Consider the following 15,294-nt stretch of genomic DNA (forward strand, 5'->3'; position numbering starts at 1 on the left):
ATGGCCATGCACGCGCTGACCACCGCCCTGTACCTGCTCGCCGCGCCGCTGGCGGCGCTGGCGTTCTACCTGGCCACCGCGCACCAGCGCCTGTGTCCGGCCTGGCGCCGGCATGCGCGCGCGCTGAACGTGGCCGGCGTGGTGTCGAGCGTGCTGGCGCTGGCCGCGGCGATCGCCGCGCTCGGCGTGTGGGCCGGCATCTTCGCGGCGCTGAGCGCGCTGATGCTCGCCGCGGTCGCGCTGCCGTACCTGGATGCCTGGCGGCAGCTGCGTGGAGGCCGCGCCGATGTGGGCTAGGTGGCTGGCGGCGATCGTGCTCGGCCTGCCGCTGGCGGTGGGCGTGGTCGGGCTGTGCGTGCTGCTGTGGCCGGGCGCGCTGCAGGTGCACACGCTGCCGTGGTTGCTGCTGGTGTTCCCGCTGTGGATCGGCGCGATGTCGCTGGCGTTCGTGTTCCGCAGCGGCGCGCGCGCCTGGCTGTGGCTGGGCCTGGCGACGTTGCTGTGCCATGGCCTGCTGTACGCGTTGAAGGCCGCCGGCCTGGTGCAGGTGACGGTATGAAGGCGGCGACCTTGCGCCAGTTCCTGTCGGCCCACAGCTGGATGGGCCTGCTGGCCGGCATGGCCTTGTTCATCGCCTTCTATGCCGGCGCGATCACCGTGTTCACCCACGAGCTCAACGACTGGCCGCGCGCGGCGGCGGTCGCCGCCCCGGCGACGCAGACGCCGGAACAGGCGGCGCAGGCCCTGCAGGATGCGGTGCTGGCGCGGCATCCGGCGCTGGCCGAATCGTTCTCGCTGATGCTGCCGGGGGAACACGGCGCGTTGCCGCGGCTGTATGCGTTCGGGCCGGCGGCGCAGCCGTTCGGCGGGGCGGTGCAGTTCCAGCTCGGTGCGGACGGGCGACTGGTGCAGCTGCCGCAGCGCAGCGGCTTCGCCGATTTCCTGTACGACCTGCATTTCACCGCCGGGCTGCCGCGCACCTTCGGCACCTACCTGTTCGGCGTGGTCTGCATCCTGTACGGCCTGGCCCTGGTCAGCGGCGTGGTGCTGTATGCGCCGGTGTTCCTGAAGGACCTGTTCGCGCTGCGCCTGGGGCGCAACGTCAAGCGCCTGTGGCAGGACGCGCACAACGCGATCGGCATGCTGTCGCTGCCGTTCCATGTGATCTTCGCCTGGTCCGGCGCGGTGCTGACCCTGGGCGTGCTGCTGCTGGCGCCGTTCCAGTACCTGGTGTTCGACGGCAAGCTGATGCAGGTGCTGGAGCCGGATTTCGAACTGACCCCGCATGTGCAGCCGGCGCAGACGAAGGCGCCGCCGTTGCCGGTGGCCGACCTGCTGGCGCGCGCGCGTGCGGCCAGCCCCGGCTTCGTGCCGGAGAGCCTGTCCTTCCACGATGCCGGCGACGCCAACGCGCGCGTGGAGATCTACGGTCACCAGCCGCAGCGCCGGCTCAACACGCTTGCCGGCGTCGCGATGGAAGCGGCCACCGGCAAGGTGCTGCGGGTGCTGGCGCCGCAGAGCATGTCGCCGGGCGTGGCCTCGCTGCGCGGACTGCAGGCGCTGCATTTCGCCAACTTCGGCGGGGCGCCGCTGCAATGGCTGTATTTCCTGCTCGGCCTGGCCGGTGCGTTCCTGTTCTACAGCGGCAACCTGCTGTGGGTGGAGGCGCGGCGCAAGCGGCGCCAGCCGGCGCAGCCGTGGCGCACGCATGCGCTGGCGCGGCTAACGACCGGCGTCTGCCTGGGCTGCGTGGCCGGCGTGTCGGCGTTGTTCGTCGCCGCGCGGCTGTTGCCGCCGGGGCAGGAGCGTGGCGTGTACTACGCCGTGTTCGGGCTGGGCGTGGCCTGGGCGTTGCTGCGTCCCACCGCGCGCGGCGCCTACGAGCTGCTGTTGGCCTGCGCGGTGCTGACCGCGCTGGTGCCGTTGGCCGCGCTGCGCGGCGCCGGCGGCTGGGTGGCGCCGTGGAGCAGTCCGCTGCTGCTGGCGGTGGACGGCTGCGCCGTGGCCCTGGCCTGGGCGTACTGGCAGATGGCGCGCGCCACCCATCGCCGTGGCCGCAACGGCGATCCCAACAGCGTGTGGGCGCTGCCGGCGAAGACCTGAGCGCTGGCGCTGTACGTCGGCCGTCGTTCGGGCCGCTGCGGCAACGCCGCGCGCGCTGTGGCATGCCGCGGCGCCTCCACGCCGCATCCTGTCGCCCGCATGCGCTGCGCATCGCACGCATGCCCGACCGCGAAAAGTGGACAATCGCGCGCCAGTGATTTCTCATGTACATGGAAGTCGAAGTCTGCAGCGTTGGCGCTGGGCGTCGCACGGCAATTTTTGTGACAGCCACCACGTTCTGTTCCGCGCTGCCGCGTACAGGGGATTGCATGCACCAACGCTACGAAGGACCGCCCGACGCTCCGTCCGGCGAGGCCTACGCCAGGCAGTTGCGTAGCGGCTTCGCCGCATTGCGCTTCGATCCGCCGCTGGAGCTGGCGTATCGCCGCTATACCGCATCGACGATGGGCTTCGCGCAGCGTGTGGCGGCCTCGCTCGGGGTGCTGATCGCGCTGGCGTTGCTGGCCTGGGACGCGTTGCATTTCGGCTGGACCGGCAGCACCGGGCTGGTCGGCTACGCGGTGGCGGTGCGCGCGGCCACCTTGCTGGCGTTGCTGTGGGTGGCGGTGGCGATCCATCGCGCGCATGCGCACGGGCCGGGCCGGGCGGCGCTGCTGCTGCTGGTCGGCGGCACCGGGCTGGTGCTGTCGAGCATCGGCTATCCGCCGCAGGAACTGCGCTATGCCGCCGCGGTGATGACCCTGGTGATCGTCGCCGGTTTCTTTCCGCTGGGCCTGGCGCTGTGGCAGAGCGTGGCGGTGGCGCTGACGCTGTGTGCGATCAGCGCCGCGGCCGCGCATCTGCTGCTGGACGGCGCCGCGCAGGCTGGCTACCTGCGGCTGCAATGGTTGCTGTGGGCGGCGGTACCGATCGGCGCGGTCGGCGGCTATCTGCGCGAGCATTCGCGCCGCGAGGGCTTTCTGCAGCGGCGGGTGCGCGACGACGAAGCCTTGCGCGACGCGCTCACCGGCCTGGGCGACCGCCGCCGTTTCGACGAGCACCTGGCGGTGGCGTTGGCCGAGACCCGGCGCCTGCAGCGCGGCCTGGCGTTGATCCTGGTCGAACTGGATGGATACGCCGCCTTCTTGCAGCGCTACGGCCCGCGCGAGGCCGACCGCGCGGTGGTGGACGTGGCCGAGGTACTGCAATGCCTGCTGCGGCCGATGGACGTGACCATGCGCATCGACGATGGCCGCTTCGCGCTGGTGCTGTACGACGCCAGCGGCGCGCACCTGCGCCAGGTGGCGCCGGCGCTGCGCGACATGGTCGAGCTGCTGGCGATCGCGCACGCCGACATGGCCAACGAACAGCTCGGCGTCAGCGTCGGCGCCTTGCTCGCCACAACCGCCGACACCGCCGCCACACTGATGCAACGCGCCGAAGCGCTGCTGCAGCGCGCGCGCATCGGCGGCGGCAACCAGGTGGTGCTGGCCGAGGACACGGGTTGGTAATAGCGCCGGCGCGGGTCGGATGCGCAGTGCGATGCCGGCCGCGAACGCTTGTGGTCTTTTGCGGAATGGAGGCTTTGCATGCATCTGCGCAACATCGTGCTGGTGCTTGTGATCGTGGCGGCGGCAGCGGTACAGGGATGCGTCGCGCTGGATCTGCTCCCGCCCAACCCCGTTTCCAAGGCCATCGAACGCAGCGACGATGCCGGCCGCCTGCGCGAGACGATGCGGCAGGCCGGACTCGACGATGCGGTGACGCGCGTGCGCCGGATGGAGCACGCCTGCAAGCCACCCGATGAACTGATGCAGCGCGATTACGCGTATTTCTATGTGGCCGAGGTGGCGAAGATTCCCGACGCGTTCTGGGCCGGCGAGGCGGCGCAGCGCCACTGGCAGCGCGGACCGGCGCATGGCGCCGTGCAGAAGGACGCATTGCGCACGGCGATCGGGTTCAACGATTCGCCGGACTGCCCGTGGCTTCCCACGCAGGCGGACATGGATTCGCCGCGCTTCATGCTGGCGTTCCTGCGCATCGCGTCGAGCGACGGAGGGTCCGAGGATCCTTCCTGGCAGGAAGTCGACGAGGTCAGCATGCTGGCCTACGACACCCGGACCTCCAAGCTCTACTACCTTTCTGCCAGCTTGTGAGCGCGATGGTGTGCGGCTTCCACGGAATGTCCTGCACATTGTAGGAGCGGCTTCAGCCGCGACAGGCTTTCCCGGTAACGCCCGTCGCGGCTGAAGCCGCGCCTACAGGGCGTGGCGCGATCTCGAGCGAAGACGCGCTGGCGAATGCGATCGGAAGCAGCTAGCCGTCACCAAGCTCGGATGGCATGCGCGCGTCGGCGGCCTGCACCACCTCAGAACGTCCCGCGCTGCACGAACGGCACCTGCTGGTAGAGGCGCCGTTCGCCGCCGCGCGGGTCGTGCGCCAGGCGGCTGTCGGCATCGAACAGCATGGTCTCGCGCAGTGCCAGCGAATACGGTTCCCAGTGCGGCAGTCCGGCGTGGTTGGGATCGCCGTGGCGGGCGAAGGCGAGCAGCGCTTCGCTCATCGCATCGGCCACGCGCTGCGCGTCGGCGCCGTCGCCGGTGCGCGAACCGGGCTGGCGAATGTTGTCGAACACCAGCGGGATGTCGAGGGTGTGGAACGCGCCGAACTTGCCGCCGTCCAGCGGCGAGCCCCAATCGAGTTGGTAGGCCCAGGTCGGCGCGCCCTGCCGCGCGCGCGCCTCGGCTTCCTCGATCGCGCCACGCCACGAGCGCCCGGCCGTGGTCGCGGCGAAGAACACCTCGCTCGGCGTGTAGTGCGGATACAGCCGCCGGTATTCGGCGATCACCACCTGCGGCAGCAGATCCACGAATTGCTCCTGCTCCAGTCTGGCCGGCAGCGTGTCCCAAGTCAGCGCGAAGTTGGCCGGATCGTTGCCGAGGAAGGCGCGGGTCTCGTCGTGGGTGTTGCCGATCACCATCGGGATGCGCGCCGACTGCGGCGGCGCGTCCGGCCAGAACGGGTGCCGGTGCAGCACCTGTGCATCCAGCACCGGGCCCAGATACAGGGACGTGTTCTCCACCCGCGACGGATCGCGCGTGCGCGTGGCCTCGAGCAGGCGTTGCATCGGCAGCGTGCGCAGCGCCGCCAGTTGCGTGGCATCGAGCTGCAAGGCCTGCAGCAGCAACTGCGCGCGCTGCGTGGCCGCGCGCGGCCCGGCGGCGGTGACCTGCTGGCCGCTCATGGTCCACGCGCGGTGGAACAGGCCCTGCGCGGCCGGCATCGCCATCAGCGTGGCGATCTTGGCGCCGCCGCCGGATTGGCCGAACACGGTGACGTTGCCGGCGTCGCCGCCGAACTCGGCCGCATGCGCGCGCACCCAGTGCAGCGCCTGCACCAGGTCGAGCTGGCCGACATTGCCTGACGCGGCGAACGCGGCGCCGCCCAGCTGCGCCAGGTACAGGTAGCCGAAAGCGTTGAGGCGATGGTTGACGCTGATCACCACTGCGTCGCCGCGCCGGCACAGGCGCGCGCCGTCGTACTGCGGATCGCTGCCGGAGCCGTTGTTGTAGGCGCCGCCGTGGATGTAGAACAGGATCGGACGCTTGGCGCCGTCGCGCAGGGCGGGCGTCCACACGTTGAGGAACAGGCAGTCCTCGCTGACCGGGTCGAGCTTGAGCTGCGGTGCGGAGGCGGCGTAGCCGCTGCAATCGCGCACGCCGCGCCAGGGCTGTTCCTGCAGCGCCGGCTGGAAGCGGCGCGACGCGGTGTCGGCACCATAGGGAATGCCCTTGAACACCTGCACGCCCTGCTCGCGATAGCCGCGGATGCGGCCGCTGCGGGTGCGCGCCAGCGGCGCGTCCGGATCGTTGGGCACGGGCGCGGCGCCGGCGTTGCCGCCAGGCAGGGCGCCGCTCAACGCCAGTGCGCCGAGCGCGCTGCCGTGCAGGAAGCGGCGCCGGCCGTGGTCGCCGGGTGCGGTGGACGCGGTGGTGGCAAGGTCGGCAGGCGGGATGGCGGCGAGTGGAGTCATGCGTGGCGGAGTCCGTGGGCAAACGCCGCCGGCCATGGGCCCGGGCTGGCAGCGGAAAGGGTCGGGTGGATGCGGCGCGGCACGCCTATGCCGAGCGCGGCGCAAGACGGCCCGATGCGGGCGGCGTTCGGGCGCGGGGTCATGGCGGCGTGGTGCATGGCGATGCGGCAGCGCCGGCTACTGCTTCGGCGCGGCAGGCGGGATCGGTGCCAGCGCGGCCGGGTCGCCCTGCACGCTGCGCATCCATTCCAGCGCCTGGGTCGGCCATGCGGCCAGCGGCAGGCCGGCGATGCCGCGGGTGCCGAAGCCATGGCCGCCGTGCGCGAACAGGTGCAGTTCCGCCGGCACGCCGGCCTGGCGCAGCGCCTGGTAGAACAGCAGGCTGTTCTCCACCGGCACCACCCGGTCGTCCTGCGCGTGCACCAGGAACGTCGGCGGCATTGCCGGTGTCACGCGGTTCTGCAGCGAATAGGCTGCCATCGTGGCGGCATCGGGATGGCGGCCGAGCAGCCGCAGGCGCGACCCGGTATGCGCCGCGGTGCCGCTGCCCATGTCGATGACCGGGTACAGCAGCAGCAGGAAGTCCGGCCGCGCGCTGAGCCGGTCGATCGCATCGCGCGCCGGAGAGACGCGTTCGTCGTAGCGGGTGCCGAGGCTGGCGGCGACATGGCCGCCGGCAGAGAAGCCGATCGCGCCGACCCGGTGCGGGTCCACGCCGTAATCGGCGGCGCGCGCGCGGATCAGGCGCAGCGCGCGCTGCGCGTCGGCCAGCGGCAGGTCGCGTTGCGCCGCGGCGTCGGCGCCCGCCGCTTCCGCATCGGGCAGCCGATAGCGCAGCACGAACAGGGTGATGCCTGCCTGTTCGGCGAAGATCGGCAGCAAGGCGCTGCCTTCCTTGTCCAGCACGATGCGCGCGTAGCCGCCGCCAGGGGCGACCAGCAGCGCGCTGCCGTTCGGCGTCTTCGGCCGGTACACCACCAGGTAGGGCTGGTAGCGGCCGCTGATGGCGCGGTCGGGCAGCGCCGGGTCGTCGCTGCGGTCGACGATGCGCGCCTGGTCGGGGCCGGGCACGGAGCCTGGCGCCGGATCCGGCCACAGCGGGATGCGCGCCGCTTGCTCGGCCGCGGTTTCGCTGCTCGGGTGCTCGGCGGCGAGCGCGGGGCCGGCGAGCGCCAGTGCCAGCAAAACGCCCAGTGCGCCCTGCCGGCGCTGGCGCCACGCCAGCGCCAGCACGCCGGCCGCCTGTCTCAGGATCGGGCGCGAGGCCCGGCGCTGCCGGCCGGTGTCGTCGGCAGCATCCGCCAGCGCCACACCAGCGCCTCCCGTTGTCGTCGTGTTCCGCATCCGTCGCCCTCCCAGGTCAAGGATGTGCAGCTAATCCGCTCGCACGGCGCCGCGCAAGCGACGGGTTCTTGCAGAAGGGATCGGGTCGCAGCGCTTCAGCGAATCCCCACTCCCGAATCCCCGATCCCGGCTTTTTGCCGCACCGCACATTGCCAATGACACCGGTTTACCATATACAACTGCGCAACGCGCTGTCGATGAGCGGCGCAGCAATTCTTCCGATCCCCCACATTCTTGCGGAGATGCCCTTGAGCACTCATTCCGGTCCTTCGGACACGCCACCGCCCGCGCTGGCCGACATCGCGGCCCGCTTCGTCCAGGCCCGCCAGCAGGGCCGTTCGCTGCCCGATTTCCCCGGGATCATCCCCGACGACCTGGAAAGCGCCTACCGCGTGCAGGACCTGGCGATCGCGCAATGGCCGGACCGCGTGGTCGGCTGGAAGGTCGGCTACATCGCCGCCGAGCGCCGCGACCACTCCGGCGACGAGCGCCTGCTCGGCCCGATCTTCGCCCGCAACCTCTGGAATGCTACCGGTGGAACAACGGATATTCCGGTGTTCGACGGCGGCTTCGGCGCGGTCGAGGCCGAGTACGTGATGCGGCTGGACGCGGACGTGCCGGCCGACCAGTTGCACTGGACGCCGGAGCAGGCCGCGCAGGTGCCGTCCACGCTGTTCATCGGCGTGGAAGTGGCCAGCAGCCCGCTGGCCACGATCAACCAGCTGGGGCCGCGCGTGGTGATTTCCGACTTCGGCAACAACAACGGCCTGATCCTGGGGCCGCAGGTCGCCGACTGGACCACGCTGGACGAGGCCGCGCTGCTGGCGGAAACCTTGATCGAGGGCCAGCGCGTCGGCAGCGGCGGTGCCACCCTGTTGCCGGGCGGGCTGCGCACTGCGTTCGCGTTCGCGCTGGCGCGTTCGGCGCGGCGCGGCCGGCCGCTCAAGCGCGGCGAGCTGATCGCCACCGGCAATGCCACCGGCATCCACGACATCGCCATCGGCCAGCACGCGACGATCCGTTTCGACGGCTATGGCGAACTTCATTGCAGGGCGGTCGCGGCCTGAGCCGCGGCATGCCGACGACGCGCGGGAGGGCGCAGCATGATCACTCGTAGAGGTTTCCTGGGCGCAGGATTGGCCGCGGCGGCGGCGGCCCCGCTGGGCACGCTGGCCCAGGCCGGCGGCGGCAGCCGGCTGCTCACCGCCACCGACGTGCACGTGGCCGACTACCCCACCGTGGAGGCGGTGCGCTGGTTCGGGCAGACCCTGGAACGGCAGACCGGCGGGCGGCTGAAGCTGCGCCAGTACCACTCCGGCCAGCTCGGCCGCGAAGCGGAAGCGATCGACATGGCCCGCTTCGGCGCCATCGACATCACCCGCGTCTACTCCGGCGCGCTCAACAACACCTTCCCGCTGACCCAGGCGCTGTGCCTGCCATACGTGTTCGACTCGGTGCCGCACCTGCGCCGCGCGATCGACGGCCATGTCGGCGACAGCATCCTGGCCAGCTTCGAGCAGCGCGACCTGGTCGGCCTGGCCATCTACGATTCCGGCGCGCGCTGCTTCTACAACACCAAGCACCCGCTGCACCGTCCCGAAGACCTGCATGGCCTCAAGCTGCGCGTGGCCTCGTCGGACATCTTCCTCAAGCTGATGCGCATGCTCGGCGCCAATCCGACGCCGATGTCGCTGGGCGAGACCTTCTCGGCGATGGAGACGCACATGATCGACGGCGCCGAGAACAACATGCGCAGCTTCCAGTCCAGCCGCCATTTCGAGGCCGCGCGCTACTGGTCGCAGAGCGAGCATTCCTATGCGCCGGACGTGCTGGTGATGTCGCGGCGCAGCTTCCAGGCGCTGTCGCCGGGCGACCGTGCGCTGGTGGTGGAGACCGCGCGGCAATCGGTGGCGGTGATGCGCAAGCTGTGGGACGCATCCGAGGCGCAGGCGCGCCAGGAAGTGCTCGACTACGGCGTGGCGGTCAACGAGGTGGACATGCCCGCCTTCCGCAAGGCCGCCGCGCCGCTGCTGGCCGACTACCGGCGGCAGCCGGAGATCGAAGCCCTGTACCGCCGCATCCGCGATTTCGCCTGAGGCCATGCCGATGACCGACCACGCCATTGCCGTCCCGGTGGCGCCGCTGCAGCGGCTGCTGGACCGGATCTCCAACCTCGCCATCGGCATCGCCGCCGCCGCCCTGCTCGGGCTGGTGGTGGTGCAGGGCTGGCAGGTGTTCACCCGCTACGTGCTCAACGATTCGCCGAGCTGGACCGAGCCGGTGACGCTGCTGCTGCTGAGCACCGCGATGAGCCTGGCCGCCGCCGCCGGCGTGCACACCAAGCGCCACTTCGGTTTCTTCCTGCTGGCCGAGAAGATGCACGCCCGCGTGCGCCGGGCGATCGACCTGATCCGTCCGCTGATGATCGTCGCCATCGGCGCGGTGATCGCCTGGTGGGGCGGGGTGCTGTTGCTGGACGGGCTGGACATCAAGATGGCCGGCGCCACGCTGCCGCAGAGCATCAACTACCTGCCGCTGTCGATCGGCGGCGCGCTGATGAGCGTGTTCGCGCTGTACCAGGCGTGGCAGGTGCTGCGTCCGGCCACCGCTGAAGGAGTGAACTGAGCCATGGCCATTGCAATCCTGCTCGGGCTGTTCGTGCTGTTGCTGTTGATCGGCGTGCCGGTGGCCTACGCGCTGGGCGCCGCGGCGCTGGCGACCATCCTCTACCTGGACCTGCCGGCGATCGTGCTGGTGCAGCAGATCTCCGCCGGTAGCGGTTCGGCATCATTGATCGCCATTCCGTTGTTCATCTTCGCCGGCGAGCTGATGCTGCGCGGCGGCATCTCCGATCGCCTGATCGCGCTGGCCTCGTCGCTGGTGGGGCGCATGCGCGGCGGCCTGGGCCAGGTCAGCGTGCTGTCCTCGCTGTTCTTCGGCGGCGTGTCCGGCTCGGCCATCGCCGACGTGTCGGCGGTCGGCGGCACCATGATTCCGCAGATGATCAACCGCGGCTACGACCGCGACTACGCGGTCAACGTGAGCATGACCGCGGCGCTGGTCGCGCTGCTGGTGCCGCCCTCGCACAACCTGATCCTGTTCTCGGCCGCGGCCGGCGGCGGCTTGTCGATCGCCGATCTGTTCGCGGCCGGCATCTTCCCGGCGCTGCTGATGACCGCGGCGATGATGATCACCGGCTACGCGGTGGCGCGCCATCGCGGCTACGGCACCGAACCGTTCCCGGGCTGGCGCGCGGTGGCGCTGCGCCTGGTCGGCGCGCTGCCCGGGCTGGGCCTGGTCGCGCTGATCTTCGTCGGCATCCGCGCCGGCATCTTCACCGCGGTGGAGAGCGCCGCCATCGCGGTGGTGTACGCGCTGATCGTCACCGCGCTGCTGTATCGGCAATTGCGTTGGGCCGAGTTCTTCGCCGCGGTCACGCATGCGGCGCGCACCACCGGCGTGATCCTGTTCGTGATCGCCACCGCGGCGGTGTTCGGCTGGCTGCTGGCCTACCTGCAGGTGCCGGCGGCGGCGGTGTCGCTGCTGCAGTCGATCGCCGACGGCAAGAACACCGTGCTGCTGATGATCGTGGTGATGCTGCTGCTGCTGGGCATGTTCATGGACCTGGCGCCGAAGATCCTGATCTGCACGCCGATCTTCCTGCCGGTGGTGAAGGCCTACGGCATCGACCCGATCCATTTCGGGCTGGTGATGGTGCTGGCCGGCGGCATCGGCCTGATCACCCCGCCGATCGGCTCGGTGCTGTTCATCGGCACCTCGATCGGCCAGATCACCGTGGCCCAGAGCATGCGCACGATCTGGCCGTTCTGGCTGGCGGCGCTGTGCGTGCTGCTGATCGTGGCGTTCTTCCCGGAACTGTCGCTGTGGTTGCCGCGCGCGCTGCGCGCCTGATACGCCGCGCCGCACGCAGCCGCTGCGGCGCGAACCAAGGAGTGCATGGCATGAGCTCGTCCACGATCCCGCGTTCCCTGCGCTGGCTGCTGCTGGCCGGCCTGCTCGCCGCCAGCGCGCTGGCGGCGGCGGCCGACTGGAAGCGCGGCATCGAACACCAGCGCATCGCCGACCAGGGCAACGGGACTTTTCTCAATCCGGTGCTGGCCGGCGACCATCCCGATCCGTCGGTGCTCAAGGACGGCGACGACTACTACCTCACCCTGTCCTCGTTCGATGCCTACCCCGGCCTGCCGATCTGGCACTCGCGCGACCTGGTCAACTGGCAGCCGCTGGGCCACGCCATCAGCGAGAACGTCGGCGCGATCTGGGCGCCGGACCTGGTCAAGCACGGCAACCGCTACTACATCTATTTCCCGGCGCGGCGCGGCGAGCAGGGCCAGCGCAGCAACTTCGTGGTCTGGGCCGACGACATCAGGGGTCCGTGGAGCGCGCCGATCGACATTGGCCTGGGCAAGTACATCGACCCCGGCCATGCGGTCGGCGAGGACGGCAAACGCTACCTGTTCCTCAGCGGCGGCGACTACGTGCAGTTGTCCGACGACGGGTTGAAGGTCGTCGGCACGCCCAGGCATGTCTACGACGGCTGGACGTACCCGGAAAGCTGGGACGTGGAAGCCTATGCGCAGGAAGGGCCGAAGATCACCCGCCACAACGGCTGGTACTACATGACCACCGCGGTCGGCGGCACCGCCGGTCCGCCGACCGGGCACATGGTGATCACCGCGCGCGCGCGCTCGATCCACGGGCCGTGGCGCAACGCGCCGAACAACCCGATCACCCGCACCACGAGCGCGGCCGAGCCGTGGTGGTCGCGCGGCCATGCGACCCTGGTCGAAGGCACCGACGGGCGCTGGTGGATGCTCTACCACGGCTACGAGAACGGCTACTGGACGCTGGGCCGGCAGGCGCTGCTGGACCCGATCGCCTGGACCGCCGACGGCTGGTTCGTGGCCAAGGGCGGCGATCTCGGCATGCCGCTGAAAAAGCCCAGCGGGCAGGCGCTGCCGCACGGGCTGGCGTTGTCGGACGATTTCCGCGGCGGCCGGCTCGGCCCGCAGTGGTCGTTCTTCAATCCGGGCCGCGACGAGTCCCAGCGTCTGTCCTTCGGCGACGGCACGCTGAGCGTGCAGGGCAAGGGCCGCGCCCCGCGCGACAGCTCGCCGCTGACCGTGATCGCGCCCGATCCCGCCTACCAGTTCGAGGTGGAGATGGAGATCGAACCCGGCGCGCAGGGCGGCGCGCTGCTGTTCTACAGCGAGCGCCTGTACGCCGGGGTGGGCAGCAATGGCGAGGCCTTCGTCATGCACCGCTACGGCGAGGAGCGCCCGGCGCAGCTGGCGCCCAGCGCCAAGGGCGGCCGCTTGTGGCTGCGGGTGCGCAACGACCGCCACATCGTCACCATTCACAGCAGCCGCGACGGCACCACCTGGACCAAGTACCCGGTGCAGATGGAAGTGTCCGGCTATCACCACAACGTCGCCGGCAAGTTCCTGGCGCTGAAACCGGCGCTGTATGCGGCCGGAAATGGAAAGGTGCATTTCCGCCAATTCCGCTACCGTGCGCTGGAGTGAACATGACTACCGGTAGAATCCGTCCTCTTCCGTCCGGTTTTCCGTCCATGGCGCCGAGCAAACCCCCTTCCGCCGATGTCCACGCCTCCGTCCACGGCAAGGCCGCGACGATCAACGACATCGCGCGCCTGTCCGGGGTCTCGAAGAAAACGGTGTCGCGGATCATCAACAACTCGCCGCTGGTGCGCAAGGACACGCGCGAGAAGGTCGAGGCGCTGATGCGCGAAGTCGGCTACGCGCCGGATCCGCTGGCGCGCGGGCTGGCGTTCCGGCGCTCGTTCCTGATCGGCATGGTCTACGACAACCCGACCGCGCAGTACATCGTGGACATGCAGTACGGCGCGCTGGACGCGCTGCGCGGCTCCAGCTTCGAACTGGTGGTGCATCCCTGCGACAGCCGCAGCCCGGGCTACATCGAGGGCGTGCGCCGCTTCGTGCAGCAGCAGAAATTGCACGGCGTGATCCTGGTGCCGCGCGCCTCCGAAGACCAGGCGCTGGCCGACATGCTCGCCGGCATCGGCGTGCGCTACACCCGCATCGCCTCGCTGCCGCTGGACGAGACCTCGCAGATGGTGGTCACCCACGACCGCGACGGCGCCGCCGAAGCGGCCGACTACCTGCTGTCGCTGGGCCACCGCGAGATCGCGCTGATCACCGGTCCCAGCGCCTACCGCTCCGCGCACGAGCGCACCGCCGGCTTCATCGACGCGCTGACCCGGCGCGGCATCGAGCTGCCGCCGGAGCGCATCGTCGAGGCCGGCTACACCTTCGAATCCGGCGTGGCCGCGGCCGAGAAACTGCTGCTCGGCAAGCAGCGCCCGAGCGCCATCTTCACCGGCAACGACGAGATGGCAGCCGGCGTGTACAAGGTCGCGTTGCGCGCCGGCATCAACATCCCGCGCCAGCTGTCGATCATCGGCTACGACGACAGCCCGCTGGCCTCGCGCCTGTGGCCGTCGCTGACCTCGGTGCGCCGCCACACCCGCGACACCGGCCGCACCGCCGCGGCGATGCTGATCCAGCCCGAAGGCACCCCGGCGCTGGCGATCGCCAGCGTGCGCCCGCACCTGATCGTGCGCGACTCCTGCCAGCCGCCGGAAGACTGAGCGCGGCAACTGTCCGCTGCGCGGGCAGTTGCCCCCAAGGTTCTGCTTTGCAGAACCTTGGGCCCCGGCGCCGAGCCTGCCGAATCCCCGCGCCTTCGGCGCGCCCCCTTTACCAAAGGGGGCTTTTCTCCAGACGGGATGCAGCAATCGTCGCCAAGAAGATCGGCCTGCCCGATATGTCGCCGTGTCCGTGAGCGCCAGCGGCGCGCGGCGCCGATTGCCCGTCCAAACTCTCCGCCGCTGGCCCCGAATCCCCAATCCCGAATCCCAGCCTTTCGTGCACTGCGCAATGACACCGGTTTACCAGAGCCGCTAGAATGCCCTCATGCGGGCTGCCGCGTGTCCCTGCTTGCCCCGGAGATCCCCATGTCCCTGTACTGCAAGACCCACTACGCCACCCATCCCGACGCCATCAAGGGCGCCAGCAACGACCAGTTGCGCGAGCTGTACCTGCTCGATGGCTTGTTCGTCGCCGACGCGGTCACGCTGAAGTACACCCACTACGAGCGCTTCGTGCTCGGCGGTGCCGCACCGGTGAGCAAGCCGGTGGCGCTGCCGCAGCAGACCGAACCGGCCTCGGCCGCCGGCCACCCGTTCCTGGAGCGCCGCGAGCTGGGCGTGATCAACGTCGGCGCCGGCAGCGGCACGGTCACCGTGGACGGCACCGCCTATGCGCTGGGACCGAAGGACGGGCTGTACGTGGCGATGGGCAGCAGCGAGGTCAGCTTCGCCTCCGACGACGCGGCCAACCCGGCCCGGTTCTATCTGGCCTCGACCCCGGCGCATGCGCGCTTCCAGACCAAGCAACTGTCGATCAAGGACGCGGTGGCGCTGGACCGCGGCGCGCTGGAGACCAGCAACGAGCGCACCATCTACCAGTACATCGTGCCGGCCACCTGCCAGTCCTCGCAGCTGCTGCTGGGCCTGACCGTGCTCAAGCCGGGCAGCGTCTGGAACACCATGCCGCCGCACCTGCACGACCGCCGCAGCGAGGTCTATTTCTACTTCGACCTGGACGCCAACGACCGCGTCTACCACTTCATGGGCGAGCCCGACGCGCAGCGCCACATCGTGATCCAGAACGACGAGGCGGTGGTGTCGCCGCCGTGGTCGATCCACATGGGCGCCGGCACCAGCAACTACGCCTTCATCTGGGCGATGGGCGGCGAGAACCTGGACTACACCGACATGCACGTGCTGGACATCTGCCAGCTCAAGTAAG

14 protein-coding genes are annotated in these 15,294 nt (G+C 70.3%); 12 read left to right on the forward strand and 2 right to left on the reverse strand.

Going from position 1 to position 15,294, the window contains the following annotated elements; all coding sequences use genetic code 11:
* The 5 genes from AB8810_RS00430 (at nt 1) to AB8810_RS00450 (ending at nt 4,199) form a co-directional block, all read left to right on the forward strand.
* On the forward strand, nt 1-297 hold the full coding sequence (locus AB8810_RS00430) for a hypothetical protein (protein ID WP_179570376.1): 297 nt from the start codon (nt 1-3) through the stop codon (nt 295-297).
* Nucleotides 287-559: a hypothetical protein gene (locus AB8810_RS00435; protein WP_179570378.1), complete on the forward strand. Its 273-nt coding sequence runs from the start codon at nt 287-289 to the stop codon at nt 557-559. Before AB8810_RS00430 ends, AB8810_RS00435 begins: the two co-directional genes overlap by 11 nt.
* Entirely contained in the window at nt 556-2,103 is a 1,548-nt protein-coding gene (locus AB8810_RS00440) for a PepSY-associated TM helix domain-containing protein (RefSeq protein ID WP_369915191.1), read from the forward strand. Before AB8810_RS00435 ends, AB8810_RS00440 begins: the two co-directional genes overlap by 4 nt.
* 269 nt (nt 2,104-2,372) lie before the next feature.
* On the forward strand, nt 2,373-3,554 hold the full coding sequence (locus tag AB8810_RS00445; protein WP_369915192.1) for a GGDEF domain-containing protein: 1,182 nt from the start codon (nt 2,373-2,375) through the stop codon (nt 3,552-3,554).
* A 78-nt stretch (nt 3,555-3,632) separates the two neighbouring features.
* Nucleotides 3,633-4,199 (forward strand): hypothetical protein, encoded by a 567-nt coding sequence (locus AB8810_RS00450; protein WP_372530409.1) that lies wholly within the window; start codon nt 3,633-3,635, stop codon nt 4,197-4,199.
* Nucleotides 4,200-4,411: 212 nt separating this feature from the next.
* Here the strand turns inward: AB8810_RS00450 and AB8810_RS00455 are convergent, their stop codons facing one another.
* Nucleotides 4,412-6,076 carry a carboxylesterase/lipase family protein gene (locus tag AB8810_RS00455; protein ID WP_369915194.1) on the reverse strand — a complete coding sequence of 555 codons (1,665 nt, stop codon included), beginning with the start codon at nt 6,074-6,076 and terminating at the stop codon, nt 4,412-4,414.
* Between the two features lie 177 nt (nt 6,077-6,253).
* Nucleotides 6,254-7,309, reverse strand: coding sequence for an alpha/beta hydrolase (locus tag AB8810_RS00460; RefSeq protein WP_369916719.1), 1,056 nt, complete (start codon nt 7,307-7,309; stop codon nt 6,254-6,256).
* Nucleotides 7,310-7,662: 353 nt separating this feature from the next.
* Here AB8810_RS00460 and AB8810_RS00465 point away from each other — a divergent pair, with 353 nt between their 5' ends.
* The 7 genes from AB8810_RS00465 (at nt 7,663) to kduI (ending at nt 15,293) form a co-directional block, all read left to right on the forward strand.
* Nucleotides 7,663-8,487: a 2-keto-4-pentenoate hydratase gene (locus tag AB8810_RS00465; protein ID WP_369915195.1), complete on the forward strand. Its 825-nt coding sequence runs from the start codon at nt 7,663-7,665 to the stop codon at nt 8,485-8,487.
* A gap of 36 nt (nt 8,488-8,523) precedes the next feature.
* Nucleotides 8,524-9,516 carry a TRAP transporter substrate-binding protein gene (locus tag AB8810_RS00470; RefSeq protein WP_369915196.1) on the forward strand — a complete coding sequence of 331 codons (993 nt, stop codon included), beginning with the start codon at nt 8,524-8,526 and terminating at the stop codon, nt 9,514-9,516.
* A gap of 10 nt (nt 9,517-9,526) precedes the next feature.
* Nucleotides 9,527-10,045 (forward strand): TRAP transporter small permease, encoded by a 519-nt coding sequence (locus AB8810_RS00475; RefSeq protein WP_206229790.1) that lies wholly within the window; start codon nt 9,527-9,529, stop codon nt 10,043-10,045.
* Between the two features lie 3 nt (nt 10,046-10,048).
* Nucleotides 10,049-11,332, forward strand: a complete 1,284-nt coding sequence (locus AB8810_RS00480; RefSeq protein WP_369915197.1) for a TRAP transporter large permease — start codon at nt 10,049-10,051, stop codon at nt 11,330-11,332.
* A gap of 50 nt (nt 11,333-11,382) precedes the next feature.
* Nucleotides 11,383-12,966 carry a family 43 glycosylhydrolase gene (locus AB8810_RS00485; protein WP_369915198.1) on the forward strand — a complete coding sequence of 528 codons (1,584 nt, stop codon included), beginning with the start codon at nt 11,383-11,385 and terminating at the stop codon, nt 12,964-12,966.
* Nucleotides 12,967-13,013: 47 nt separating this feature from the next.
* Nucleotides 13,014-14,072 carry a LacI family DNA-binding transcriptional regulator gene (locus AB8810_RS00490; RefSeq protein WP_179570398.1) on the forward strand — a complete coding sequence of 353 codons (1,059 nt, stop codon included), beginning with the start codon at nt 13,014-13,016 and terminating at the stop codon, nt 14,070-14,072.
* 366 nt (nt 14,073-14,438) lie between these two features.
* Nucleotides 14,439-15,293: a 5-dehydro-4-deoxy-D-glucuronate isomerase gene (gene kduI / locus AB8810_RS00495; RefSeq protein ID WP_369915199.1), complete on the forward strand. Its 855-nt coding sequence runs from the start codon at nt 14,439-14,441 to the stop codon at nt 15,291-15,293.
* Nucleotide 15,294 lies beyond the last annotated feature (1 nt).

Origin of the sequence: Xanthomonas sp. NCPPB 3005 (genome assembly GCF_041228095.2) — a bacterium.
GTDB classification, from domain to species: domain Bacteria; phylum Pseudomonadota; class Gammaproteobacteria; order Xanthomonadales; family Xanthomonadaceae; genus Xanthomonas_A; species Xanthomonas_A bonasiae.

What these genes read in the sequence shown, in the direction of transcription:
- AB8810_RS00490 (WP_179570398.1), top strand. Translation starts at nt 13,014, where the DNA reads ATGGCGCCGAGCAAACCCCCTTCCGCCGATGTCCACGCCTCCGTCCAC.
- AB8810_RS00445 (WP_369915192.1), top strand. Translation starts at nt 2,373, where the DNA reads ATGCACCAACGCTACGAAGGACCGCCCGACGCTCCGTCCGGCGAGGCC.
- kduI (WP_369915199.1), top strand. Translation starts at nt 14,439, where the DNA reads ATGTCCCTGTACTGCAAGACCCACTACGCCACCCATCCCGACGCCATC.
- AB8810_RS00470 (WP_369915196.1), top strand. Translation starts at nt 8,524, where the DNA reads ATGATCACTCGTAGAGGTTTCCTGGGCGCAGGATTGGCCGCGGCGGCG.
- AB8810_RS00450 (WP_372530409.1), top strand. Translation starts at nt 3,633, where the DNA reads ATGCATCTGCGCAACATCGTGCTGGTGCTTGTGATCGTGGCGGCGGCA.
- AB8810_RS00435 (WP_179570378.1), top strand. Translation starts at nt 287, where the DNA reads ATGTGGGCTAGGTGGCTGGCGGCGATCGTGCTCGGCCTGCCGCTGGCG.
- AB8810_RS00475 (WP_206229790.1), top strand. Translation starts at nt 9,527, where the DNA reads ATGACCGACCACGCCATTGCCGTCCCGGTGGCGCCGCTGCAGCGGCTG.
- AB8810_RS00440 (WP_369915191.1), top strand. Translation starts at nt 556, where the DNA reads ATGAAGGCGGCGACCTTGCGCCAGTTCCTGTCGGCCCACAGCTGGATG.
- AB8810_RS00465 (WP_369915195.1), top strand. Translation starts at nt 7,663, where the DNA reads ATGCCCTTGAGCACTCATTCCGGTCCTTCGGACACGCCACCGCCCGCG.
- AB8810_RS00430 (WP_179570376.1), top strand. Translation starts at nt 1, where the DNA reads ATGGCCATGCACGCGCTGACCACCGCCCTGTACCTGCTCGCCGCGCCG.
- AB8810_RS00455 (WP_369915194.1), bottom strand. Translation starts at nt 6,076, where the DNA reads ATGACTCCACTCGCCGCCATCCCGCCTGCCGACCTTGCCACCACCGCG.
- AB8810_RS00480 (WP_369915197.1), top strand. Translation starts at nt 10,049, where the DNA reads ATGGCCATTGCAATCCTGCTCGGGCTGTTCGTGCTGTTGCTGTTGATC.
- AB8810_RS00485 (WP_369915198.1), top strand. Translation starts at nt 11,383, where the DNA reads ATGAGCTCGTCCACGATCCCGCGTTCCCTGCGCTGGCTGCTGCTGGCC.